General features: G+C 66.2%; 17 protein-coding genes. 8 read left to right on the plus strand and 9 right to left on the minus strand.

The window, feature by feature from the left end:
* From lpxK to QZ994_RS09250, 3 genes are all read right to left on the minus strand, one after another.
* On the minus strand, positions 1-994 hold a 994-nt coding region (gene lpxK / locus QZ994_RS09240), incomplete at its 3' end, for a tetraacyldisaccharide 4'-kinase (protein ID WP_290871146.1).
* Entirely contained in the window at positions 991-1,431 is a 441-nt protein-coding gene (locus tag QZ994_RS09245; protein ID WP_290871147.1) for a biopolymer transporter ExbD, read from the minus strand. The genes lpxK and QZ994_RS09245, both read right to left, overlap by 4 nt.
* A gap of 27 nt (positions 1,432-1,458) precedes the next feature.
* Entirely contained in the window at positions 1,459-2,097 is a 639-nt protein-coding gene (locus QZ994_RS09250) for a MotA/TolQ/ExbB proton channel family protein (protein ID WP_290871162.1), read from the minus strand.
* Between the two features lie 413 nt (positions 2,098-2,510).
* Here QZ994_RS09250 and xseA point away from each other — a divergent pair, with 413 nt between their 5' ends.
* The 6 genes from xseA (at position 2,511) to zapE (ending at position 11,915) form a co-directional block, all read left to right on the plus strand.
* Positions 2,511-3,911 (plus strand): exodeoxyribonuclease VII large subunit, encoded by a 1,401-nt coding sequence (xseA, locus tag QZ994_RS09255; protein ID WP_290871148.1) that lies wholly within the window; start codon positions 2,511-2,513, stop codon positions 3,909-3,911.
* A 99-nt stretch (positions 3,912-4,010) separates the two neighbouring features.
* Positions 4,011-4,592 carry a superoxide dismutase [Fe] gene (gene sodB, locus QZ994_RS09260; RefSeq protein WP_290871149.1) on the plus strand — a complete coding sequence of 194 codons (582 nt, stop codon included), beginning with the start codon at positions 4,011-4,013 and terminating at the stop codon, positions 4,590-4,592.
* A gap of 325 nt (positions 4,593-4,917) precedes the next feature.
* Positions 4,918-7,773, plus strand: a complete 2,856-nt coding sequence (locus QZ994_RS09265; protein WP_290871150.1) for a 2-oxoglutarate dehydrogenase E1 component — start codon at positions 4,918-4,920, stop codon at positions 7,771-7,773.
* Positions 7,774-7,871: 98 nt separating this feature from the next.
* Positions 7,872-9,146, plus strand: a complete 1,275-nt coding sequence (gene odhB / locus QZ994_RS09270; protein ID WP_290871151.1) for a 2-oxoglutarate dehydrogenase complex dihydrolipoyllysine-residue succinyltransferase — start codon at positions 7,872-7,874, stop codon at positions 9,144-9,146.
* An 89-nt stretch (positions 9,147-9,235) separates the two neighbouring features.
* Positions 9,236-10,663, plus strand: a complete 1,428-nt coding sequence (gene lpdA, locus QZ994_RS09275) for a dihydrolipoyl dehydrogenase (protein ID WP_290871152.1) — start codon at positions 9,236-9,238, stop codon at positions 10,661-10,663.
* A gap of 139 nt (positions 10,664-10,802) precedes the next feature.
* Positions 10,803-11,915, plus strand: a complete 1,113-nt coding sequence (gene zapE, locus QZ994_RS09280; RefSeq protein WP_290871153.1) for a cell division protein ZapE — start codon at positions 10,803-10,805, stop codon at positions 11,913-11,915.
* Between the two features lie 66 nt (positions 11,916-11,981).
* Here zapE and QZ994_RS09285 read toward each other — a convergent pair whose 3' ends face one another.
* Positions 11,982-12,749 (minus strand): protein phosphatase 2C domain-containing protein, encoded by a 768-nt coding sequence (locus QZ994_RS09285; RefSeq protein ID WP_290871154.1) that lies wholly within the window; start codon positions 12,747-12,749, stop codon positions 11,982-11,984.
* A 99-nt stretch (positions 12,750-12,848) separates the two neighbouring features.
* Here QZ994_RS09285 and QZ994_RS09290 point away from each other — a divergent pair, with 99 nt between their 5' ends.
* Positions 12,849-13,052 carry a YdcH family protein gene (locus tag QZ994_RS09290; protein WP_290871155.1) on the plus strand — a complete coding sequence of 68 codons (204 nt, stop codon included), beginning with the start codon at positions 12,849-12,851 and terminating at the stop codon, positions 13,050-13,052.
* Between the two features lie 34 nt (positions 13,053-13,086).
* Here QZ994_RS09290 and QZ994_RS09295 read toward each other — a convergent pair whose 3' ends face one another.
* Entirely contained in the window at positions 13,087-15,678 is a 2,592-nt protein-coding gene (locus QZ994_RS09295; RefSeq protein WP_290871156.1) for a [protein-PII] uridylyltransferase, read from the minus strand.
* An 87-nt stretch (positions 15,679-15,765) separates the two neighbouring features.
* On the minus strand, positions 15,766-16,587 hold the full coding sequence (gene map, locus QZ994_RS09300; protein ID WP_290871157.1) for a type I methionyl aminopeptidase: 822 nt from the start codon (positions 16,585-16,587) through the stop codon (positions 15,766-15,768).
* A gap of 129 nt (positions 16,588-16,716) precedes the next feature.
* Between map and purL the strand changes: the two genes are divergently transcribed.
* Complete coding sequence (purL, locus tag QZ994_RS09305) at positions 16,717-20,751, plus strand: phosphoribosylformylglycinamidine synthase (protein ID WP_290871158.1); 4,035 nt, start codon at positions 16,717-16,719, stop codon at positions 20,749-20,751.
* A 101-nt stretch (positions 20,752-20,852) separates the two neighbouring features.
* Here the strand turns inward: purL and QZ994_RS09310 are convergent, their stop codons facing one another.
* The 3 genes from QZ994_RS09310 to QZ994_RS09320 form a co-directional block, all read right to left on the minus strand.
* On the minus strand, positions 20,853-22,682 hold the full coding sequence (locus tag QZ994_RS09310) for a hypothetical protein (RefSeq protein WP_290871159.1): 1,830 nt from the start codon (positions 22,680-22,682) through the stop codon (positions 20,853-20,855).
* Positions 22,683-22,706: 24 nt separating this feature from the next.
* Positions 22,707-23,027 (minus strand): DUF2322 family protein, encoded by a 321-nt coding sequence (locus tag QZ994_RS09315; protein ID WP_290871160.1) that lies wholly within the window; start codon positions 23,025-23,027, stop codon positions 22,707-22,709.
* A gap of 81 nt (positions 23,028-23,108) precedes the next feature.
* On the minus strand, positions 23,109-23,744 hold a 636-nt coding region (locus QZ994_RS09320), incomplete at its 5' end, for a tetratricopeptide repeat protein (RefSeq protein WP_290871161.1).

Consider the following 23,744-nt stretch of genomic DNA (forward strand, 5'->3'; position numbering starts at 1 on the left):
CCCGCGTGTGGGGGCGTTCGGCGGCAAGGCGTTCGGGGCGGAGTTTGACGGCGTCTTTTTCGGTGACGATCAGGTCACGCACCGATTCAGGCCAGGGCAGGGTGGCGAAGTCGGTGTGATCGGGCAGGGGCAGGGGCTGGACCGCAAAGCCCTGCTGGGCCAGCGCCCCAAAAAAGCGCTGAGGCTGGGCGATGCCGGCCAGGGCCCAGACGCTGGCCTTGGGCGAGCCGTGTTCAGGCAGGAGTGGATGGGCCAGGTGGGCTTCGCCACGCCACCAGTCCGCCAGCGGCACGGGTTGGCCCAGGCTGGGGCGCAGCAGGTGACCGGGCAGGGGAGTGGTGGCCCGCGGCGCGTTGTACAGCACCAGTGGCGGGGCGACCAGGCCAGGTGTGGGGGCGCTGTCCCAGGGTTCGCGCAGGGGGCCGGCGGGCAGCAGCCAGCCATTGCCGGCGCCACGTTCGTCGAACACGATCACCTCGACATCGCGCTGCAGGCGCAGGTGCTGCAGACCGTCGTCGCAGACCAGGATGTCGATATCGGGGTGGGCTCCGAGCAGCGCCTCGCCGCATGGCGCGCGGTCCGGGCCGATCATCAGGGGCACACCGGTGCGGCGCCAGATCAGTAGGGGCTCGTCGCCACATTGGGCCGCGCTCACCCTGGCCGCGCTTTGCGCATCGAGCAGCAGGGGCTCAGGCGGGCGCTCGGGGGCGCCGTAACCGCGGCTCAGCACCCCGGGCGTCCAGCCCTGAGTGCGCAGGTGATGCAGCAGGGCGATGGTCGTGGGCGTCTTGCCCGCACCGCCGGCGATCCGGTTGCCCACCACGAGCACAGGCACGGGCAGGCGCCTGGCGCTCAGCCAGCCTTGCCGATAAGCCAGGCGCCGCAGGGCCACGATGCCGCCCATCAGGGCCGAAACCGGCCACAGCGCACAGGCGAGGGGGCCGCGGCGGCGCCATGCCTCGGTCAGGCGGCTGCTGGCGGTGCGCTGGCTCAAGGTGCCGGGCTGGCCTGGCCAGCGTCGGTCTGGCCCTGCGTGGCAAAGGTCAGTTGCGAGAGGCCCACGCGGCGCGCGGCGTCCATCACGTTGATCACGCTTTGGTGGGTGGCCGAGGCATCGGCCGTCACGACGACGACCGTGTCTTTGGCGCTGCCGGCGGCGGCATTCAGGCCAGCGGCCAGCACTTCAACGCTGCGACCTTCAACCAGTTGCTGGTTGATCACGTAGCGGCCATCGGCCGTCACCAGCACCACCAATTCCTTCGGGCGTGCGCTCGCCGTCTGGGCGTTGGCGGTGGGCAGGTTGATCTTCATCTCCGTGAACTTGGCGTAGGTGGTCGTCAGCATCAGGAAGATGAGCACCACCAGCAGCACGTCAATGAAGGGGATCAGGTTGATCTCAGGCTCTTCGGGGCGCTTCTTGCGGAAGTTCATGGGCATGGCAACCTTTGTGTGCCCGCTTCAGCGGCGGCCCGAACCAAGGCGCAGCAGGTGAGGCAGCATGCGCTCGGCGGCCTGCTCCAGCGCAAGGGCGTGTCCGTCGACCTTGGCGCGGAAGTGCCGGTAGAACATCAGCGAGGGGATGGCCACGATCAGGCCAAAAGCCGTGTTGTAGAGCGCCACCGAGATGCCGTGTGCCAGCTCCATCGGGTTGGCGCCGGCGTTGCCGTTGGTGGCACCCGAGGCTCCGAAAATCTCGATCATGCCGATCACGGTACCGAGCAGGCCCAGCAGCGGCGCGGCGCTGGCGATGGTGCCCAGGGCATTGAGGTTGCGTTCCAACTGGTGCACGGCATCGCGACCGGCGGTCTCGAAGGCATTGCGCAGATTGGCTTCGCTGATGCGGGGCTCGGCGGCCACGGCGCGCAGGCCCTGGGCCAGCATCAGGCCCAAGGTGGAGTTGTCGGCCAGCTTGTTGATGGTGTCGGCAGGCGGCAGGCTGGTGCGGGTCACGGACAGCACCTCGTCCACCAGTCGCCCGGGCGCCACGCGGCTGGTGCGCAAGCTCAGGCAGCGTTCGATCACCAGGGCCAGGGCCACGATGGAACACAGGACAAGGGGAAGGATGGGCCAGCCGGCGGCTTGCAGGATCGACAGCAACAGTGACTCCCAGAGGTCGGTGTACCCGGCGCGCAGCCTGGGCAGGGGCCCGCTCAAGGCAAGGCGTGAACGGTGGATTATGGCCGTGAAATTTCCGGCCAGGCCTCTGGGTGAGGCGTGCAAGACCACCTGGGCTTTCCCGCCATGCGGTGAATCGGGGCTCTAGGTCGCCGGTGCGACAATCATCCACCGAAGCTGTGGATAACTTTGTGGGTAAGCCACCGGCATGCGCCGCAAGTCCGCATCAGCACTGGCTTTGTCTTGATTTGCCACAAATTTGGGCAGTCAAAATTCCTTATGAATCAACCACTTGGCACGATGTTGAGCCTCTGCGCTGTTTTTTTGCCCTCTGAGGGGGTGTTTTGGGCTTCTTGTGGACTTGTCAAGCCCCTGTGCGCAGGAAAGGGCCTGGCATGAGCGCCTGGGACGACGGCACGGGGCGTGCGCCGGCCCGTGTGTGGGGCGTCGGCGCCCTGGTGCAGGCCATTGGTGACACCCTCTCGGCGCGCTTTGCTTCCTGCGTGGTGCGCGGGGAGATCAGCGGCTTCACCAAGGCGGCCAGCGGCCATGGTTATTTCACGCTGAAAGACGAAAACGGCGGCGCCAGCCTGCGCTGCGCCATGTTTCGCCGCGCCCTGAGCCAGGTGGAATTCGCGCCCGGGGAGGGCATGCTGGTCGAGGCCCGGGGCAACCTGGGTGTGTACGAGGCCCGTGGCGAACTGCAATTCATCGTCGAAGGGCTGCAGCGCGCCGGGGCAGGTGCCCTGTACGAACAGTTCCTCAGGCTGAAAGCGCGTCTGGAAGCCGAGGGGCTGTTCGATGCTGCCCGCAAGCGACCTGTGCTGACCTACCCCTCGCGCATCGGCGTGGTCAGTTCGCTCAAGGCTGCGGCTTTGCAGGACGTGCTCACCGCGCTGCAGCGGCGGGCGCCCCATGTCGAGGTCGTGGTGGCGCCCAGCGCGGTGCAGGGTGCAGAGGCCCCCGCCCAATTGGTGAAGGCGCTGACCGAGCTCAACCTGGCCCACCGTGGTGGCCTGCGGCTGGACGCCGTGATCGTCTGCCGTGGCGGCGGTTCGCTGGAAGACCTCTGGGCCTTCAACGACGAGCGCGTGGTGCGGGCCATCGTCGGTTGCCCGGTGCCGGTGATCAGCGGCGTGGGACACGAAACCGATTTCACCCTCGCCGATTTCGCGGCCGACCTGCGTGCCCCCACCCCCACGGCGGCTGCCGAACTGGTGGCGCGCGACCGGCGCACGGCCTTGGGTGAACTCGATGCCGTGGCCAGGCAGATGTCTCACCGCATGGGCCAGCGCCTCGATGCCCAGGCCCAGCGCCTGGACCGTGCGGCGGCGCAATTGGCCCGGCCTGCACAGATGCTGGGTGCACAGCGCGCCCGCCTGGACGTGCTCGAGCATCGCCTGGGTGCGGTGTGCCGCGCCCGCGTGTCGTGGTCCCAGCAGGCCTTGCCCGCGCTCGCGGCCCGCATGGCGCGGGCAGTGGCCCAGCAGCAGGCTCGCCAGCGCCAGCATTGCGAGGCCTGGGGCGCGCGGCTGCAATCGCTTGACCCCCAGCGTGTGCTGGAGCGCGGCTACGCCTGGCTCAGCGACGAGCACGGTGCGCCGCTCACCCGCGTTGGCCAGGCGCAAGCCGATCAGGCCTTGCTGGGGGTGCTGGCCGATGGGATGTTGCGCTTGCGCGTCACGAGTGCGGAGGCGAGGGGGGGCGCTGCAACGGTGGCCGGCGTGGCAGGCGCGACGGAGAAGGTTGCCAGCAAACCACGCCGACGCCCGGCATCGGCACCGAAGTCCGGCTAGCGCGTTTGGGAAAGACCCCATGTCCGGCGGCGGCACCTCGCCCATGCCTACAATCTGCCGCTGAGACGTTTTCCCCACCCACCATCAGGAACAAGCACCATGGCACACACGCTTCCTCCCCTGCCTTACGCAGCAGACGCGCTGGCTCCGCACCTGTCGAAGGAAACCTTCGAATACCACTACGGCAAGCACCACCAGGCCTACGTCACCAACCTGAACAACCTGATCCCCGGCACCGAGTTCGAAGCCCTGTCGCTGGAAGAGATCATCAAGAAGTCCAGCGGTGGCGTCTACAACAACGCCGCCCAGATCTGGAACCACACCTTCTTCTGGAGCTGCATGAAGCCCAACGGCGGCGGCGCACCCACCGGTGCCCTGGCTGACGCCATCAACGCCAAGTTCGGCAGCTACGACGCCTTCAAGGAAGCCTTCACCAAGTCTGCCGTCGGCAACTTCGGTTCGGGCTGGACCTTCCTGGTGAAGAAGGCCGACGGCACCGTCGACATCGCCAACTTCGGCCCGGCCGGCACCCCGCTGACCACCGCCGACAAAGCCCTGCTGACCATCGACGTGTGGGAACACGCCTACTACATCGACTACCGCAATGCCCGCCCCAAGTTCGTTGAGACCTTCCTCAACAGCCTCGTGAACTGGGACTTCGCTGCCGCGAACTTTGCCTGATCGCCATCGCGCATCAGCCCCGTTGCTCAGGCATCGGGCGCCTCGAAAAAGCCGGGTCCATGCCCGGCTTTTTTCATGCTCGTCTCGCAGCCGCTTCGCTCCAATGGGCAGGTTTTGAATCGGATTTCCGCGCGCCCCTGTGTCACCGCAGGACAACGGTGCTACAGTCGCGTTGGTTTCTTTACGGCCCTTCCCGTCGCCCTTGCTGGCCAACTCCCCGTGAGTTCAGCAAAGGCGGGTCGCAATCCGCCAACCGGTCAAGCCGTGTCGCGGAAGGTTTTCAACCAGCCAATGTCCCGGCAGACCCGGGAGTGAGGTAAGCGAAATGATGCAGCAGTTCAGGTCGAACTCGTACCTGTTCGGGGGCAATGCTCCCTACGTCGAGGAGTTGTACGAGGCGTATCTCGACAACCCAGGTTCCGTGCCAGACAACTGGCGCGCTTACTTCGACGCCCTCCAGAACGTCCCTGCCGCAGATGGCACCGATGACCGCGATGTGGCCCACGCCCCCGTCATCGAGTCCTTCGCCCAGCGCGCCAAGGCCAATGCCTTCACGGTCAAGACCAGTTCGGCCGACTTGGCTGTCGCCCGCAAGCAGGTCCACGTTCAGTCCCTGATCGCTGCCTACCGCTTCCTCGGCTCCCGTTGGGCCGAACTCGATCCGCTCAAGCGCACCGAGCGCCCCAAGATCCCTGAACTCGAACCCTCCTTCTACGACTTCACCGAGTCGGACATGGAGATCACGTTCAGCTCGACCAACACGTATTTCACCAAAGCGGAGCACATGACGCTGCGCGAAATCGTGAAGGCGCTGCGTGAAACGTACTGCGGTAGCATCGGCGCCGAGTACATGCACATCACCGACCCGACCGAAAAGCGCTGGTGGCAAGAGCGCCTGGAGAGCGTGCGCTCCAAGCCCACCTACACGGCCGAGAAGAAGAAGGCCATCCTCGACCGCCTGACGGCAGCCGAAGGCCTGGAGCGTTTCCTGCACACCAAGTACGTGGGCCAGAAGCGCTTCTCGCTGGAAGGCGGCGAGAGCTTCATCGCTGCCATGGACGAGCTGATCCAGCTCGCCGGCACCAAGGGCGTCCAGGAAATCGTGATCGGCATGGCCCACCGCGGCCGCCTGAACGTGCTGGTCAACACCCTGGGCAAGCAGCCCAAGGAACTGTTCCAGGAATTCGAGCACACCGCGCCCGAAGACCTGCCTGCTGGCGACGTGAAGTACCACCAGGGCTTCAGCTCCGACGTGTCCACCCCTGGCGGCCCCGTCCACCTGTCGCTCGCCTTCAACCCGTCTCACCTGGAAATCGTGAACCCGGTGGTCGAAGGCTCGGTGCGCGCCCGCATGGACCGTCGTGGCGACGTCCGCGCCGACCAGGTGCTGCCCATCCTCGTGCACGGTGACGCTGCCTTCGCCGGCCAAGGCGTGAACCAGGAAACCCTGGCCCTGGCCCAGACTCGTGGTTACACCACGGGCGGCACGGTGCACCTGATCATCAACAACCAGATCGGTTTCACCACCTCCGACCCGCGCGACCTGCGTTCCACGCTGTATTGCACCGACATCGTCAAGGGTGTCGAGTCGCCCGTGCTGCACGTCAACGGTGACGATCCGGAAGCCGTGGTGTTTGCCACGCAGCTGGCCCTGGAATACCGCATGGCCTTCCGCAAGGACGTGGTCGTCGACATCGTCTGCTTCCGCAAGCTGGGCCACAACGAGCAGGACACCCCGAGCCTGACCCAGCCGCTGATGTACAAGAAGATCGGCGCGCACCCTGGCACCCGCAAGCTGTACGCCGACAAGCTGGCCGCTCAAGGTCTGGGCGCCACGCTGGGCGACGACATGGCCAAGGCCTACCGCGCCGCCATGGACGAAGGCCGTCACACCATCGACCCGGTGCTGACCAACTTCCAGCGCAAGCACGCCGTGGACTGGTCGCCCTACCTGGGCAAGAAGTGGACCGATGGTGGCGACACCGCCATCCCGCTGGCCGAGTGGAAGCGCCTGTCTGAACGCCTGACCACCATCCCTGAGTCGGTCACGCCGCACCAGCTGGTCAAGAAGGTGTATGCCGACCGCGCTGCCATGGGCCGTGGCGAGATCAATGTCGACTGGGGCATGGGCGAACACATGGCCTTCGCCTCCCTGGTGGCTTCGGGTTACCCGGTGCGCCTGTCGGGCGAAGACTGCGGTCGTGGCACCTTCACCCACCGTCACGCCGTGATCCATGATCAGGCTCGTGAAAAGTGGGACGTTGGCACCTACGTGCCGCTGGAAAACGTGGCCGACAACCAGGCTCCGTTCGTTGTCATCGACTCCATCCTGTCTGAAGAGGCCGTGCTGGCCTTCGAATACGGCTACGCCGGTTCGGACCCCAACAGCCTGGTGGTCTGGGAAGCCCAGTTCGGCGACTTCGCCAACGGCGCCCAGGTCGTGATCGACCAGTTCATCGCCTCGGGCGAAGTGAAGTGGGGCCGTGCCAACGGTCTGGTCATGATGCTGCCTCACGGCTATGAAGGCCAGGGCCCCGAGCACAGCTCGGCCCGCCTGGAGCGCTTCATGCAGCTGGCCGCCGACAACAACATGCAGATCGTGCAGCCGACCACGGCATCGCAGATCTTCCATGTGCTGCGTCGCCAGATGGTCCGCATGTTCCGCAAGCCCCTGGTGCTGTTCACGCCCAAGTCGCTGCTGCGCAACAAGGACGCCACGTCGCCGCTCAGCGAGTTCACCAAGGGTGAGTTCCGCACCGTCATCGGTGAGGTGGACGAGACCATCGACGCCAGCAAGGTCAAGCGCCTGATCGCCTGCTCGGGCAAGGTCTACTACGACCTGGTCAAGAAGCGTGCGGACAAGAAGGCCTTCGACACCGCCATCGTGCGTGTCGAGCAGCTCTACCCCTTCCCGCACAAGGCCTTTGCTGCCGAGGTGAAGAAGTACCCGAACCTCGCGGATCTGGTGTGGTGCCAGGACGAACCCCAGAACCAGGGTGCCTGGTTCTTCGTTCAGCACTACATCCACGAGAACATGGCCGACGGTCAACGTCTGGGTTATGCAGGCCGTCCGGCCTCGGCATCGCCGGCAGTGGGTTACGCCCACCTGCACCAGGAACAGCAAAAGGCTTTGCTGGACCAGGCTTTCGCCAAGCTCAAGGGCTTCGTTCTCACCAAGTAAGGTCAACACGACCGCGGCGCGATGCCGCCTCCCCGGTTCGAGCCCAAGCGCTCACCGGGTGAGGTGTCCGCACGCTGGTCCATCAGGAGAAATTCATCATGGCAATTTTTGAAGTCAAGGTTCCCCAGCTGTCCGAGTCCGTGGCCGAAGCCACCCTGCTGACGTGGAAGAAGAAGCCCGGCGAAGCCGTGGCCGTCGACGAAATCCTCATCGAGATCGAAACCGACAAGGTCGTGCTCGAAGTTCCCGCACCCTCGGCTGGCGTGCTGAAGGAGCTGGTTGTGGCCGACGGTGGCACCGTGGCCTCCGACCAGGTCATCGCCCTGATCGACAGCGAAGGCCAGGCTGGCGCTGCCGCCCCGGCACCGGCTGCCGCTGCGCCTGCTGCTGCCCCGGCAGCCGCCGTGGCCGCTGCTCCCGCACCTGTCGGTGGCAACAAGGGTGACGTCGCCATGCCTGCAGCAGCCAAGCTGCTGGCCGACAACGGCCTGACCACCGCTCAGGTGGCTGGCTCTGGCAAGGACGGCCGCGTGACCAAGGGTGACGTGCTGGCCGCTGTGGCCGGTGGCGCCAAGGCCGCTCCCGCAGCCGCTGCCCCGGCCATCCCGACGGGTGTGCCCACCAAGGCCCTGCCGGCCGTGCAGGCTCCGGCCGCCCCGAGCAACCTGGGTGATCGCCCCGAGCAGCGCGTGCCGATGAGCCGCCTGCGTGCCCGCGTGGCCGAGCGCCTGCTGCAATCGCAAGCCACCAACGCCATCCTGACCACCTTCAACGAGGTGAACATGGCGCCGGTGATGGAGATGCGCAAGAAGTTCCAGGAAAAGTTCGAGAAGGAACATGGCGTGAAGCTGGGCTTCATGTCCTTCTTCGTCAAGGCTGCGGTGCACGCCCTGAAGAAGTTCCCGGTGATCAACGCCTCGGTCGATGGCAACGACATCGTCTACCACGGCTACTTCGACATCGGCGTGGCCGTTGGTTCGCCCCGTGGCCTGGTGGTGCCGGTGCTGCGCAACGCCGACCAGATGACCTTCGCCGAAATCGAAAAGAAGATTGCCGAATTCGGTGCGAAGGCCCGTGACGGCAAGCTGGGTCTGGACGACCTGACCGGCGGCACCTTCTCGATCTCCAACGGCGGCACCTTCGGTTCCATGTTGTCGACCCCGATCATCAACCCGCCTCAATCGGCCATCCTGGGCGTGCACGCCACGAAGGACCGCGCCGTCGTGGAAAACGGTCAGGTCGTGGTGCGCCCGATCAACTACCTGGCGATGTCGTACGACCACCGCATCATCGACGGCCGCGAAGCCGTCCTGGGCCTGGTCGCCATGAAGGAAGCGCTGGAAGACCCGGCTCGCCTCCTGTTCGACATCTGATCTCGGCCTGATCTCAGTTTTGCGGCCGGGCGGGCCTCACAAGGGCCCGCTCGGACTCGCATCTGCACCAAACCCCTTAGGAGACTGCAATGTCCCAACAATTTGACGTCGTCGTGATCGGCGGCGGCCCCGGTGGCTACATCGCCGCCATCCGCGCTGCCCAATTGGGCAAGAAGGTGGCCTGCATCGACGAATGGCAGAACGCCAAAGGCGGCCCTGCACCGGGCGGCACCTGCACCAACGTCGGCTGCATCCCCTCGAAGGCGCTGCTGCAATCGTCCGAGCACTACGAGCAGGCCGCTCACCACTTCGCTGACCACGGCATCACCGTGTCGGGCCTGAAGATGGACGTGGCCAAGATGGTGGGCCGCAAGGACACCGTCGTGAAGCAGAACAACGACGGCATCCTCTACCTGTTCAAGAAGAACAAGGTCAGCTTCTTCCACGGCCGTGGCTCGTTCGTGAAGGCCGATGGCGGCCTGTATGAAATCGCCGTCGCCGGTGAGAAGCCCGAGACCCTGGTCGCCACCCACGTCATCGTGGCCACCGGTTCGAACGCCCGTGCACTGCCTGGCGCACCGTTTGACGAGAAGCTCATTCTCTCGAACGACGGCGCCCTGAACATCGCCGATGTGCCCAAGAAACTGGGCGTGATCGGCTCCGGCGTGATCGGCCTGGAAATGGGTTCGGTCTGGCGTCGTCTGGGCTCGGAAGTGACCATCCTCGAAGCCATGCCCACCTTCCTGGGTGCCGTGGACGAGCAGGTCGCCAAGGAAGCGCTCAAGCTGTTCACCAAGCAAGGCCTGAAGCTGCAGCTTGGCGTGAAGATCGGCGAGATCAAGACCGGCAAGAAGGGTGTGACCGTTGCCTACACCGACGCTGCGGGTGCCGAGCAAAAGGGCGAGTTCGACAAGCTGATCATCTCGATCGGCCGCGTGCCCAACACCATTGGCCTGAACACCGAAGCCGTGGGCCTGGCCCTCGACGAGCGTGGCGCCATCGTGGTGGACGCCGACTGCAAGACCAACCTGCCCAATGTGTGGGCGGTGGGTGACGTGGTCCGTGGTCCGATGCTGGCACACAAGGCCGAAGAAGAAGGTGTGGCCGTGGCCGAGCGCATCGCCGGTCAGCATGGTCACGTCGACTTCGACACGATTCCCTGGGTGATCTACACCAGCCCGGAGATTGCCTGGGTCGGCAAAACCGAACAGGCTTTGAAAGCGGAAGGTCGGGCCTACAAGGCCGGATCCTTCCCATTTCTCGCCAACGGCCGCGCACGCGCGCTGGGCGACACCAATGGCTTCGTCAAGTTCATCGCTGATGCGGTGACCGACGAGATCCTGGGCGTGCACATCATCGGCCCGTTTGCCTCCGAGCTGATCTCGGAAGCCGTGGTCGCCATGTCCTTCAAGGCTTCGGCCGAAGACATCGCGCGCATCTGCCACGCTCACCCCTCGTTGAGCGAAGCCACCAAGGAAGCGGCCCTGGCCGTTGACAAGCGCACCCTGAACTTCTGAGTTCAATTTGCGTTCAAGCTGGAAGGGGTGGCACTGCCGCCCCTTTTTCTTGGGCGTGCCACAGACCCGGCAAGGGGCCATGCGGTAACCTCGACGGTCTTTTGTTCGGTTCGTTTCTCTCCTGCTTTCCCCTCGTGCCATGCCTGCTGCCAAGATTCCCGTCACCCAGCTCTACCAGGACAGCTTGAAAGAGCGGGGCTACAAGGCCGATGAAGCCCAGCTCAAGGGCATTGCCGCCCTGCAACGCTGCCAGGACGAATGGTCGGTCTACAAGGCCCAGCGTTCGAACGCCCTGACCAAGATGCTGCGCTACCCGGCCTTGCCCAAGGGCGTCTACATGTACGGGGGGGTGGGACGCGGCAAGAGCTTCATCATGGACTGCTTCTTCAACGCCGTCCCGCTGGAGCGCAAGACGCGCCTGCACTTCCACGAGTTCATGCGTGAGGTGCATCGCCAGTTGCACGAGCTCAAGGGTGTGCAGGACCCGCTGGAGGTGCTGGCCAAGCGCATGGCGCGCAAGCACCGCCTGATCTGCTTTGACGAGTTCCACGTGGCCGATGTGACCGACGCGATGATCCTGCACCGCCTGCTGGACGCGATGTTCCGTCACCGCATGAGCATCGTCACGACCTCGAACTTTCACCCCGATGGCCTGTATCCCAATGGCCTGCACCGCGATCGCATCCTGCCGGCCATCGAGCTGTTGAAGTCGCAGCTGGAGGTCATCAATGTCGACAGTGGCACCGACTACCGACGCCGCACACTGGAACTGGCCCGCCTCTACCTGACGCCGCTCAGCGATGGCAGCAACGCCGAGCTGACCGAGATCTTCGACAAGCTGGCCGAGACCGCCGACGAAGACCCCGCTCTGCACATCGAGCACCGCGTGCTCAAGGCGCGGCGCAAGGCGGGTGGGGTGGTGTGGTTCGACTTTGCCACGCTGTGCGGTGGCCCTCGCTCACAGAACGACTACCTGGAGCTGGCTTCTCGTTTCCACACCATCGTGCTGAGCGATGTGCCCGAGATGCCGGTGCGCCTGGCGTCCGAAGCCCGCCGATTCACCTGGCTGGTGGACGTGCTTTACGACCGGCGCTGCAAGCTGGTGATCTCGGCCGAGGTGCCGCCAGAGCAGCTCTACACCGAAGGGCCGATGTCGCACGAGTTTCCGCGCACGGTGTCTCGCCTGAACGAGATGCAGTCGAAGGAATACCTGAGCGAAGAGCGCCGTGTGGTGGACACTTCGCTGACCTGAGCGCGGCTCAGTTGGCGGCGTCTCAGCCAGCGAACCGGCCCGGGTGGGCCAGGGCTGCCGCCACGATCAGGCCGCAGCTTCCACCCGAACCAGGGCGAGGGAGAGGTTGTCGCCGCCCGAGCGGGCGCGATGGCGAGCCTTGCCCACCAGCATTTCCACCGCTTCACGCGGGGGCAGGGTGTGCACGATGGCGCCGAGCTCCTTCGGGGTGAAGTAGTGCCACAGGCCATCGGAGCAGGCCAGCAGGCTGTCGCCGATGGCCAGCTGGCGCACCCGGTGTGAGGCCATGGGTGGATCTTGCTGGGTACCCAGGCAGCCCGTCAGCAGGTTGGACTGCGGGTGCACATTGGCTTCTTCTTCCGTGATCTGGCCTTCGCTGACCAGGCGTTGCACGAAGGAGTGATCGAGCGTGCGGTGAAGCAGTTCAGGGCCGCGGAAGTGGTAGACCCGGGAGTCGCCCGCGTGGACCATGTCGGCAGACAGGTCGGGGTTGATGATGAAGCTGGCCAGGGTGCTGTGAGGCTCTTCTTCGAAGGCGATCGCCGTCAGCTTGATCATCAGGTGCGCTTCGTTGAGCAACTGGCTCAACAACTGAGCCGCTTCATCCTTGCCGGGCACGTAGCGCTCAAAAACCTGGCGCGAGGTCAGGATGACCTGGTCTGCCGCCTTGCGCCCCCCGCTTTTCCCACCCATGCCGTCGGCCACCACGGCCAGCAGGCAGCCGGGGGTACGGGGATGGGGCAGGATCTCGACCTGATCTTGTTGGTAGGGCCTGTCTCCGCGGTGAATGCCGGTGGCCGCCACCAGACGGAAACGGGAGGGTGCATCGATCATGGGGAAAACTATAATCCCTAAATGCTGGGATCCAGGGTGCGGCGATGCCCCGGGTCATCCCTTGTTCAAGCGCCTAGACGGAGCCTTCGGGCGTCCACGATGCAAGAAAACCTGCATTCGCCCCATCGCCAGCTGATCGAGTTGCGCATGGAGCATGCCGACCTCGACAACCTCATCGATCGCGCGGCGGAACAAACCCCGGTTGATGAGCTGACCATGCGCCGCCTGAAGAAGCGGCGCCTGATGCTCAAGGACCAGATCACGCGGCTGGAGATCCTGCTGGACCCGAAAGAGCCGGCCTGAAGCGCCGGGCGCGGGTGTCGCGCCGTGGCGCAACTCAGGAGGCCAGTGCCTCGAGCAACTCGGTCTCCAGCGTGAGCTGGATCTTGTCCTGGCGCAGGGTTGGGCCGGTCAGCAGGAAGGTGTCTTCCACGCGCTCGCCCAGGGTACTGACCTTGGCCAGTTGCACGCTGACCTGGTGGCGCGCCAGGGTGCGGGCGATCACATAGAGCAGGCCTGAGCGGTCGCTGGCCGAGACGGTCAGCAGCCAGCGCTGGGCGCGCTCATCGGGTCGCATGCTGACCCGTGGCTGCACCGGGAAGGACTTGACGCGACGCGAGAGGCGTCCGCGTGAAGGGTCGTGCAGGGGCTGCTCGGAGGCGGCAGCCTCGGCCAGTTGGGTCTCGACCAGGGCGATCAGGTCGCGGTAATGCACGCCTTCGTGGTGGCTGTGGCCGGTCGACAGGATCTGGAAGGTGTCGATCGCGTAGCCAGTGTTCGAGGTGTGGATGCGGGCGTCCTGGATGCTGAAGCCGGCGCGGTCGAAATAGCCGCAGATGCGGGCGAAGAGGTCGGCCTTGTCGGGCGCATAAACCAGAACCTGCAGGCCTTCGCCCACCGAGGAGAGGCGACCGGCCACGATGGGCTTGTCGGTCTCGACGTGGCGCCACAGCATGCGCGTGTGCCAGGCGATGTCGGGGGCGTCGTGGCGGGCGAAGTAGCTGGTGTCCAGCGTTTTCCACAGTGGCTGTTCGATGCCGTCGGGCATGAAGTACAGCGCCAGGGTGTGGCGAGCCTGTTGTTTGCGCGCCTCGATTTCGGCATCGAGGTGGGGGCGGGCGCCACCCAGGGCACGCAGGGTGAGCTTGAACAGGTCTTCCAGCAGCTTGCCCTTCCATGCGTTCCAGACCTTGGGGCTGGTGCCGCGGATGTCGGCCACGGTGAGCAGGTAGAGGGCGGTCAGCGTGCGCTCGTTGCCCACTCGTTTGGCGAAGGCCTGGATCACGTCCGGATCGGAGAGGTCCTCCTTCTGGGCCACGCGTGACATGGTCAGGTGCTCGGTCACCAGGAACTCGATCAGCCGGGTGTCTTCGGCGTCGATGCCGTGTTCCTTGCAGAAGCGGCGCACCTCGATGCCCCCCAGCTCGGAGTGGTCGCCACCGCGGCCCTTGGCCACGTCGTGGAAGAGGGCGGCGACGTAGAGCAGCCAGGGCTTGTCCCACTCGGCGGCAAGCTGGGTGCAGAAGGGGTATTCGTGGGCGTGCTCGGGGATGAAGAAGCGGCGCATGTTGCGCACGACCATGAGGATGTGCTGGTCCACGGTGTAGACGTGGAAGAGGTCGTGCTGCATCTGGCCCACGATGCGGCGGAAGACCCAGAGGTAGCGGCCCAGCACCGAGGTCTGGTTGAGCAGGCGCAGCAGGTGGGTCTGGCCGTTGTCGGCCTTGAGGATGGCCATGAAGGCGGCCCGGTTGACCGGGTCACGGCGGAAGGCGCCGTCCATCACCCCGCGGGCGTTGTAAAGGGCGCGCAGGGTGCGGGCCGAGAGGCCGTTGAGGGACTTGTCCTGCTGCAGTTGCAGGAAGGTGGCCAGGATGGCGTGGCGGTCCTTTTGGTAAAGGTCGTCGCTGGCGACTTCCAGAAAGCCGCCGCGGTCGAGGAAGCGGTCGTTGATGCGGCGCATGGGCGCGTCCTGCGAGCCCCGTACGCGTTCCTCGATGTTGAGGATGAGGATCTGGTTGAGCTGGGTGACGGCCTTGGCCGCCCAGTAGTAGCGGCGCATGAGCGCTTCGCTGGCACGCAGCTCGGGCGTGTTCGTGTAGCCGAAGGATTCGGCCACGGCGGTCTGGAGGTCGAAGACCAGCCGGTCTTCACGGCGGCCGGCGATCTGGTGCAGGCGGGTGCGAATGAGCTTGAGTGTCCCCTCGTTGCGCTGCAGCTGGCGGGCCTCGAAGGCGGTCAGCAGGCCGTTTTTGGCCAGTTCGGCCCAGTTGCGGCCCAGTTGTGCCGCGCGGGCCAGCCAGAGCACGACCTGCAGGTCCCGCAAGCCGCCGGGGCTTTCCTTGCAATTGGGTTCGAGCGAGTAGGGTGTGTCTTCGTAACGGGTGTGGCGCTGGCGCATTTCCAGCAGCTTGGCCGTCATGAAGGCGGGTACGTCCATGTGTTCGAGGTTGCTGCGCTGCAGCTCGTCGAAGCGCACGCGGGTGCCGCAGATGAAGCGAGACTCGAGCAGGGCGGTCTGCACGGTCACGTCGCGCTGGGCTTCTTCGCTGCACTCGGCCACGCTGCGCACGCTGGAGCCGATCTCCAGGCCGATGTCCCAGCAGGCGCTGATGAAGCCTTCCACCCCAGGGGTGATGGCCTCGTCGCCCACCACCGAGGGCACGACGGGCAGGAGCACCAGCACGTCGATGTCGGAGTGAGGGAAGAGCTCGCCGCGGCCGTAGCCGCCCACGGCCACCAGGGCGGCGCCCTTGGGCATGCCGCAGCTGTCCCAGAGCTGGGTCAGGGTGCGATCGACCAGCCGGCCGAGTTGCGTGAGCAGGCGGCTGGCGGAGGCGGTGGTGGCGCGGTTCTGCTGAAACTGGTTCAGCAGGTCGGTTTTGGCGGTGCGAAATTGCGCGCGCAGGTCGGCGATGTCCAGGGGCATGGTCAGAAAGGGTACGGCTCAAGGGCCCCGGATGGGCCGAAGAAAAAACGGTTTGCCGGGGCTTTGTTCCGCCCCGGCCTGGCGGGATCAGGCCTGCGCTGCCTGTTGGGCCAGGATGAAATCCGGCGGAGGCGGGCTGCCGGCCGAGAGCGTGAGCACTTCGTAGCCGGTGGCCGTGACCAGCACGGTGTGCTCCCACTGGGCGGAGAGGGAGCGGTCCTTGGTGACGATGGTCCAGCCGTCGCCCAGGGATTTGATCTCCTTCTTGCCCGCGTTGATCATGGGCTCGATGGTGAAGATCATGCCTTCCTTGAGTTCTTCAAGGGTGCCGGGGCGGCCGTAGTGCAGGACCTGGGGCTCTTCGTGGAACTTCAGGCCGATGCCGTGGCCGCAGAACTCGCGCACCACCGAGAAGCCGTTGCTTTCGGCGAAGGTCTGGATGGTGTGGCCGATGTCGCCCAGGCGTGCGCCGGGTTTGACCTTGGCGATGCCCTTCCACATGGCGTCGTAGGTGAAGGCGCACAGGCGCTTGGCGGCGATGGAGCCGTTGCCGCAGATGAACATGCGGCTGGTGTCGCCGTGCCAGCCGTCCTTGATGACGGTGATGTCGAGGTTGACGATGTCGCCATCCTTGAGCACGCGATCAGAGGGGATGCCGTGGCAGACCTGCTGGTTGATCGAGGTGCAGATCGACTTGGGGTAGGGGTTGTGCCCGCCCGGGGCGTAGTTCAGCGGGGCAGGGATGGTGCCCTGCACATTGACCATGTAGTCGTGACAGAGCCGGTCGAGCTCTTCGGTGCTGACGCCCGGCTTGACGAAGGGGGTGATGTAGTCCAGCACTTCGGAGGCCAGGCGACCGGCGACGCGCATGGCGTCGATCTCGGCGCCGGATTTGATGGTGATGCTCATGGCGGTGGATTATCCGTAATTCGTGTGGGCCCTGACGCGTTCAGGGCGAACAGAAACCACCATGTGGGCGACCTTTGTGGGGCTGGGGCCGTTAAAATGCGCGGTTTTCCGCAAGCAGCCACCGCACCCATGTCCACACTCATGCACTTCGAAGGCGGCAACGCCCTGGCTCCCCACCAAGTCCAGGCGCTCCTGCCCAAGTTGCAGGCCATCAACCCCAAGATCAGCGCAGTGAGCGCGCGTTTTGTGCACTGGGTGGCACTGGACCAGGCGCTGGCCCCGGCCGATGCCGACAAGCTGGCCGCGCTGCTGACCTACGGTGACGCCTACGACGGTGCCACCGATGGCGACCTGATCGTGGTGGCGCCCCGCCTGGGCACCCTGTCGCCCTGGGCCTCGAAGGCCACCGACATCGCGCACAACTGCGGTCTGGCCATTCGCCGCGTGGAGCGTGTGACCGAATACCGCATCTCCCTCAAGGCCGGCCTGCTGGGCACCCTGACGGGCAGTACCAGGAGCCTGACGGCGGACGAGCTGGCCGCCGTGGTGGCGCTGCTGCACGACCGCATGACCGAGAGCGTGTTGCTGGCCCGCGAAGAGGCGCAGCACCTGTTTGACGAAAAGCCCGGTCAGCCCATGGAGCACGTGGACGTGCTGGGCCGTGGCCGTGCGGCCCTCGACGAGGCCAACGTGACCTTTGGTCTGGCCTTGTCTGAAGACGAGATCGAGTACCTGGTGAACGCCTTCACCGGCCTGAAGCGCAACCCGACCGATGTCGAGCTGATGATGTTCGCGCAGGCGAACTCCGAGCATTGCCGCCACAAGATCTTCAATGCCGAGTTCACCATCGACGGCGAGGCCCAGCCCCTGTCCATGTTCGGCATGATCCGCAACACCGAGAAGCTCAATTCGCAGCACACGGTGATCGCCTACGCCGACAACGCCTCGGTCATGGAAGGCCACACCATCGAGCGGTGGATGCCCAACGGCTACACCAACGCCCCGCAGTACGCCGCCCGCGAAGAACTGGCCCATGTGCTGATGAAGGTGGAGACCCACAACCACCCGACCGCGATTTCGCCGTATCCCGGCGCCTCGACCGGCTCCGGTGGTGAGATCCGTGACGAAGGCGCCACCGGCCGTGGCTCGCGCCCCAAGTCGGGCCTGACAGGCTTTTCGGTGTCCAACCTGAACCTGCCGGGCACCAGCGAGCCCTGGGAAGCCGAGCCCTTCGGCAAGCCCGAGCACATCGCCAGCGCGCTGCAGATCATGATCGAAGGCCCCCTGGGTGGTGCGGCCTTCAACAACGAGTTCGGGCGCTCCAACCTGGCGGGCTACTTCCGCGTGTTCGAACAGACCGTGGGTGAAGGCGAAGGCGCCATCCGCCGCGGCTACCACAAGCCCATCATGATCGCCGGTGGCCTGGGCACGATCAGCAGCGAGCAGACCAAGAAGGTGCAGTTCGCCGCAGGCACCCTGCTGATTCAGCTGGGTGGCCCGGGCATGCGCATCGGCATGGGGGGCTCGGCCGCCTCGTCGATGGCCGCCGGCACCAATGCCGCCAGCCTGGACTTCGACTCGGTGCAGCGTGGCAACCCCGAAATCCAGCGCCGTGCGCAAGAGGTGATCAACCATTGCTGGGGCCTGGGTACGGCCAACCCCATCCTGGCCATCCACGACGTGGGGGCGGGCGGCATCTCCAACGCCTTCCCGGAATTGGTGGATGGCGCGGGCAAGGGCGCGCGCTTCGACCTGAGCCAGGTGCCGCTGGAAGAAACCGGTCTGGCGCCGAAGGAAATCTGGTGCAACGAGAGCCAGGAGCGCTACGTGCTGGCGATCGCGCCCGAGTCGCTGCCCGTGTTCACCGCCATGGCCGAGCGGGAGCGTTGCCCCTTCGGTGTGGTCGGCGTGACCACCGACGTGTGCGAACTGACGCTCTCGGACAGCACCCGGCCGGGCGAGGACAAGGCCATCGACATGCCGATGGACGTGCTGCTGGGCAAGCCCCCCAAGATGCACCGCGATGTGACCCGCTTGGCGCGCGATGGCGGCCAGATCGACCTGACGGGGGTGGACCTTGGCAAGGTCGCGCTGGACGTGCTGCGTCACCCGACGGTGGCCAGCAAGCGCTTCCTGATCACCATCGGTGACCGCACCGTGGGCGGGCTGAACCACCGCGACCAGATGGTCGGCCCCTGGCAGGTGCCGGTGGCCGACGTGGCCGTGACCCTGGCCGACTTTGCCGGCTTCAAGGGCGAAGCCATGGCCATGGGCGAGCGCACGCCGCTGGCCTCGGTCAATGCCCCGGCATCCGGCCGCATGGCCGTGGCCGAAGCCATCACCAACCTGCTGGCCGCCCCGATCGAGTTGCCGCGCGTGAAGCTGTCGGCCAACTGGATGGCCGCTTGTGGCGAGCCTGGTGAAGACGCCGCCCTGTATGACACGGTGAAGGCCGTGGGCATGGAGCTGTGCCCCGCACTGGGCGTGTCCATTCCCGTGGGCAAGGATTCGCTCTCGATGCGCACCAAGTGGCAGGACGCAGGCCAGACCAAACAGGTCACGGCCCCTGTCTCGCTGATCGTGACGGCCTTTGCGTCCATCGCCGATGTGCGCGGCACGCTGACGCCGCAGCTGATCGTCGAAGAAAACGGGCAGGCGCTGGACACCAGCCTGATCCTGATCGATCTGGGCGAAGGCAAGCGCCGCATGGCCGGCTCCATGCTGGCCCAGGTGCTGAACCAGTTCGGCAATGACGTGCCCGATTGCGACAACCCCGAGATGCTCAAGGCCACGGTCAACGCCGTGAACGCCCTGCGCTCGCAAGGCAAGCTGCTGGCCTACCACGACCGCGGTGACGGCGGCCTGTGGGCCACGGTGTGCGAAATGGCCTTTGCGGGCCACACCGGCGTCAGCCTGAACGTGGACATGCTGGTCACCGAAGGCGACGGCATCTCCGACAGCCGTGCCGACACGGGCGACTCGAAGAACTGGGCGGGCCAGGTGGGCGAGCGCCGCAACGAGCTGACGCTCAAGGCGCTGTTCAACGAAGAACTGGGTGTGGTGTTGCAGGTGCGCACCGCCGACCGCGACGCCGTGTTGCAGACCCTGCGCGAGCACGGCCTGAGCAAGCACAGCCATGTGATCGGCAAGCCGATCCTGAACGGTGCGGGCAAGGAGCAGGTGCAGGTCTGGCGCGATGCCAAGGCCATCTTCAGCGCGCCGCTGGAGCAGCTGCACAAGACCTGGGACGACGTGAGCTGGCGCATTGCCCAGCTGCGCGACAACCCTGCTTGCGCCGACAGCGAGCACGCGCACATTGGCGTGCCCGGCAACCCCGGCATGCACGTGGCGCTGAGCTTCGACCCGGCCGAGAACGTGGCCGCACCGTTCATCCACAAGCAGCGTCCGAAGGTCGCGATCCTGCGTGAGCAGGGCGTGAACTCGCATGTGGAGATGTCGTATGCCGTGGCCCAAGGTGGTTTTGACACCTTCGACGTGCACATGAGCGACCTGCAGTCCGGTCGTGCGCGCCTGGACCAGTTCCAGGGCTTCATCGCCTGCGGTGGCTTCTCGTATGGCGACACCCTGGGCGCTGGCGAAGGCTGGGCGCGTTCGATCATGTTCAACCCCCAGCTGGCCGACCAGTTCGCGGCCTTCTTCGGCCGCACCGACACGTTCGCCCTGGGCATCTGCAACGGTTGCCAGATGCTGGCGGCCCTGAGCCCGATCATCCCTGGTGCACAGGACTGGCCGAAGTTCACGACCAACCAGAGCACGCGTTTCGAAGCGCGCCTGAGCCTGGTCGAGGTGCTGGAGAGCCCCTCGCTGTTCTTCGCGGGCATGGCCGGCAGCCGCCTGCCGATCGCCGTGTCGCACGGTGAGGGCTTCGCCAACTTCTCGCAACGCGGTGATGCTGCCAAGGTGCACAAGGCCCTGCGCTTCGTGGACAACACCGGTGTCGCCACCGAGGCCTACCCCTTCAACCCGAACGGTTCTCCGGGCGGCCTGACGGGTGTGACCACGGCCGATGGCCGCTTCACGGCCATGATGCCGCACCCCGAGCGCGTGTTCCGCAACATCCAGATGAGCTGGACCAGTGGCGACAAGAGCGCACTGAGCCCCTGGGCGCGGATGTTCACCAATGCCCGCAAGTGGGTGGGCTGAGCGGCCTCTGATCGCTCGCTGATCGGTCTGAGGACCGGTTTCTCCAAGGCGCTCTTCGGAGCGCCTTTTTCATGTGGAGCACCGAAGTTGCCTGGCTGGCATCAGCGGCGGGCGGTGGGCGGTGTGGCCGAGCGCCCCCGAGCGCGCAAGGGCAGGTCCAGCAGCATGGCAACGCGTTGTGCGGTGACGGCCGAGCGCAGCGCGCCTTCCAGCACCTGTCCATCGCGCAGGCGGATGCGCACCCAGCCGCCCGGCACGGGCCAGCGCAGCAGGCGCGTCAGCCAGCCCAGGCGTTGGGCCTTCGGGAGGCTCACCTTGACGATGTCGTGGCGGGACCAGCTGGATTCCAGCACCTGCTGGCGCAGGCCCACGCGCAGCACAAGCAGGCGCCGATCGGTCAGGATGACCCAGCGCAAGGCGCCCAGCGACGCCAGGGTAAAGGTTTCCCGCAGCCGTTCGCCTGGTTCGCGGAAGGTGGCCCAGGCGGGCGTCTGCTGCAGCAATTGCACGGCGGCGGCGTTGAACAGGGCTTCGTGTTGTGGTGCCTGGGCGGCCTGGCGGTGGCGGCGCAAGAGCCAGGTCAGCAGGGCCAGGGCACCCAGCAGTGTGAGGGCCATGCCCATGGCTCGAGACGGCATGGGCCAGGTCTGCAGGAAGGTGGCGTGCCAGGCTCGCGACAGCGGTGTCAGCAAAAGCCAGGCGACCAGATACAGCCATGGCCCCAGGTGTTTGCATGCGGCCCTGAGCAGTTCGCGCGGAGGCAGCGCAGGCGTGCCCAGCATGGCGAGCTCGGCTGGGCTCACGCCGGCGGTGGAGGGAGGAACCCGATGGCTGCCGCGACTGTCGACGTGCTGGGCACGGCGCCACAGCAACAGGCCGACCAGCAGGCCCAACACCCCGGTGAGCAACCCGCCCTGGTAGAGCTGCGCCATGCGGTGCTGGTGCTGCAGGCTGCTTTTCAGCAGCCGCTGTACCTGGGCATCGCCCCAATCCGGGAGGGGCTCGCGGGCCTGGCTGAAACGGCGCAGGCGTCGTTCGTGGCCATCGACCACGAGCAGCGTGCCACCGATCCATGCCATGTCGCTGCCTTCGATCAGCCGGGGCAAGGGGTAGTCGCGGGTGTGGCCGTCGGGCCAGACGTCGACCGGGCGTCCGAGGCGCATGCCATTGGCCATGCGGAAAACGGTGGCCAAGGGCGGGCCACTGCGTGGGCTGGGGACCCGATCACCTTCGCTTGCGATGAGTCCGGTGAGTTGTGCAGGGTGGCCCGTGGCCCAGCTCAGGTAGCGAGCGGCATCGCTCGGGGTGTCGAGTGCAATGCGCTGGCGCACCGCCAGGGTCTGCGGGTTCAGCTCGACCAGGGCGAAGCGGTTGGTGTCGGTGGTCCAGAGGCTGGTGGCGGTCCACCACAGGCCGTTGGTGTAGGCGTAGGTGCCGGGTGGCGTGATGCCGAGGAAGTGACCATCGGGCGCGAAGAGCATCACCCGGTGGTGACCGGCTGTGGCCACCGCGATCTGGCCGTGGGGGCCGATCGCCAGGGTGTGGGGGTGCTTGAGGGCATCGCGTTGGCCTACCGGCCATTGCAGGGCGGTGCGGCCAACCCGCTCACCGCGCAGTGGGTCCAGCCAGAACACGGCCGCTTCACCACGCACGCTGATGCCCAGGCGGCCATCGGGTGCCAGCGCCAGGTTGGCCGGCAAGCCGGGCAGGGCCAGTTCGGTGGTGGTGCGCCGTGTGCGCAGGCTGCCATCGGGCGCCAGCAGCCAGATGGCATCGTCGACGCTCAGCGCCAGCCCGTGATCGGGCAGCACAGAGAGCGCTTGTGGGCCTTCCCTGTTCGGTGCACCGTGCTGAACCAGCAGTGCCGTGGCGATGCCGATCAGGGCCAGCAGGAGACTGAGCCCTGCCCACAGGCGTGTCGAGGGGCGCATGGGCTGGGCCGGTGGTCGCGCAGATCAGGCCGCGCGGGGCACCAGCGTCACGGTGTAGCCGGCGCCGGTTTCGATGACCTGGATCAGGCGGTCGATGTTGGGGTGCTTGCCGGGGAAGGTGCGCGCATCGGCTGTGTGCTCGCTGTAGATGGCCAGGCCTTCTTCGGCAGCTGCCACGTTGATGCCACCGTGTTTGGCGGCCAGGGCTGCGTAGACCGCGAGGGAGCCGGCCTGGCCAGGTTTGTTTTCGATGGTGGCCGAGGTCTCGCCTGCGGCGTTGATCAGGTGCAGGGCGTCGAGGTGGGCGACTTTGGGCAGTTGGGCGAGTTGGTCAGCGAAGGCCATGGTGTGTTTTGTCATGCAGCAAAAAGACGATTTTGCCGCATGCGGGCCGTGGGCTGGTCTCGCCCGGGATGGGGGCCTGGTTCAGCGAGCGTTCCGGAGTGCGGGACGCTGGCCCTGGGTCACCCAGGCGTGGGCGCCCTGATAGACCTGGGCCAGGGCAGGGCGTTCGGCCTGTTCGCGTGTGGCGCGTTCGCTGAAGGCGGTTTCGGTCTTCTCGCGGTTGCCCGACCATTGCCACGCCGCCCAGAGTGCCGCGGCCCCATCGGCCTGTCTCCCCGACAGCGCAAGGGCCTCGCCCAGGGGGGCCCAGGTGGAGGTGCGCCGCGGGTCGAGCAGCAGCGCCTCGCCGAGCACCTTCGCCGCTTCTTGCGGGCGCTGCGCTTTCACCAGCGCGAAGCCCAGGTTGCTGGCCACTTCGACGTCTCGGGGGTTCTCCTTCTGCGCGGCCTGCAGCAGTAGCACGGCCTGCGTGGGGTCACCGGCTTTCAGGGCTTCGAGCGCCTGGGTGTTGAGCTTTCGGCTTTGGGCCTTGTTGCCCAGGTCCGGCTTGGGCAGGGCGTCGATCTTCGATGCGGTCTGGCGCAAGGCATCCACGTCGCCGCGCCAGGCACTTTGCAGGCTGCTGCTCACGCAGGCGCCCAGGTCCGTGCAGCTGGCGTCAGCCGCTGTCTTCGTGGTCGCCGGGGTCGGGGCCGCAGGAGCAGCGGGCTCCGCGGG

Origin of the sequence: Aquabacterium sp. (assembly GCF_021768455.1) — a bacterium.
GTDB lineage: Bacteria > Pseudomonadota > Gammaproteobacteria > Burkholderiales > Burkholderiaceae_C > Aquabacterium.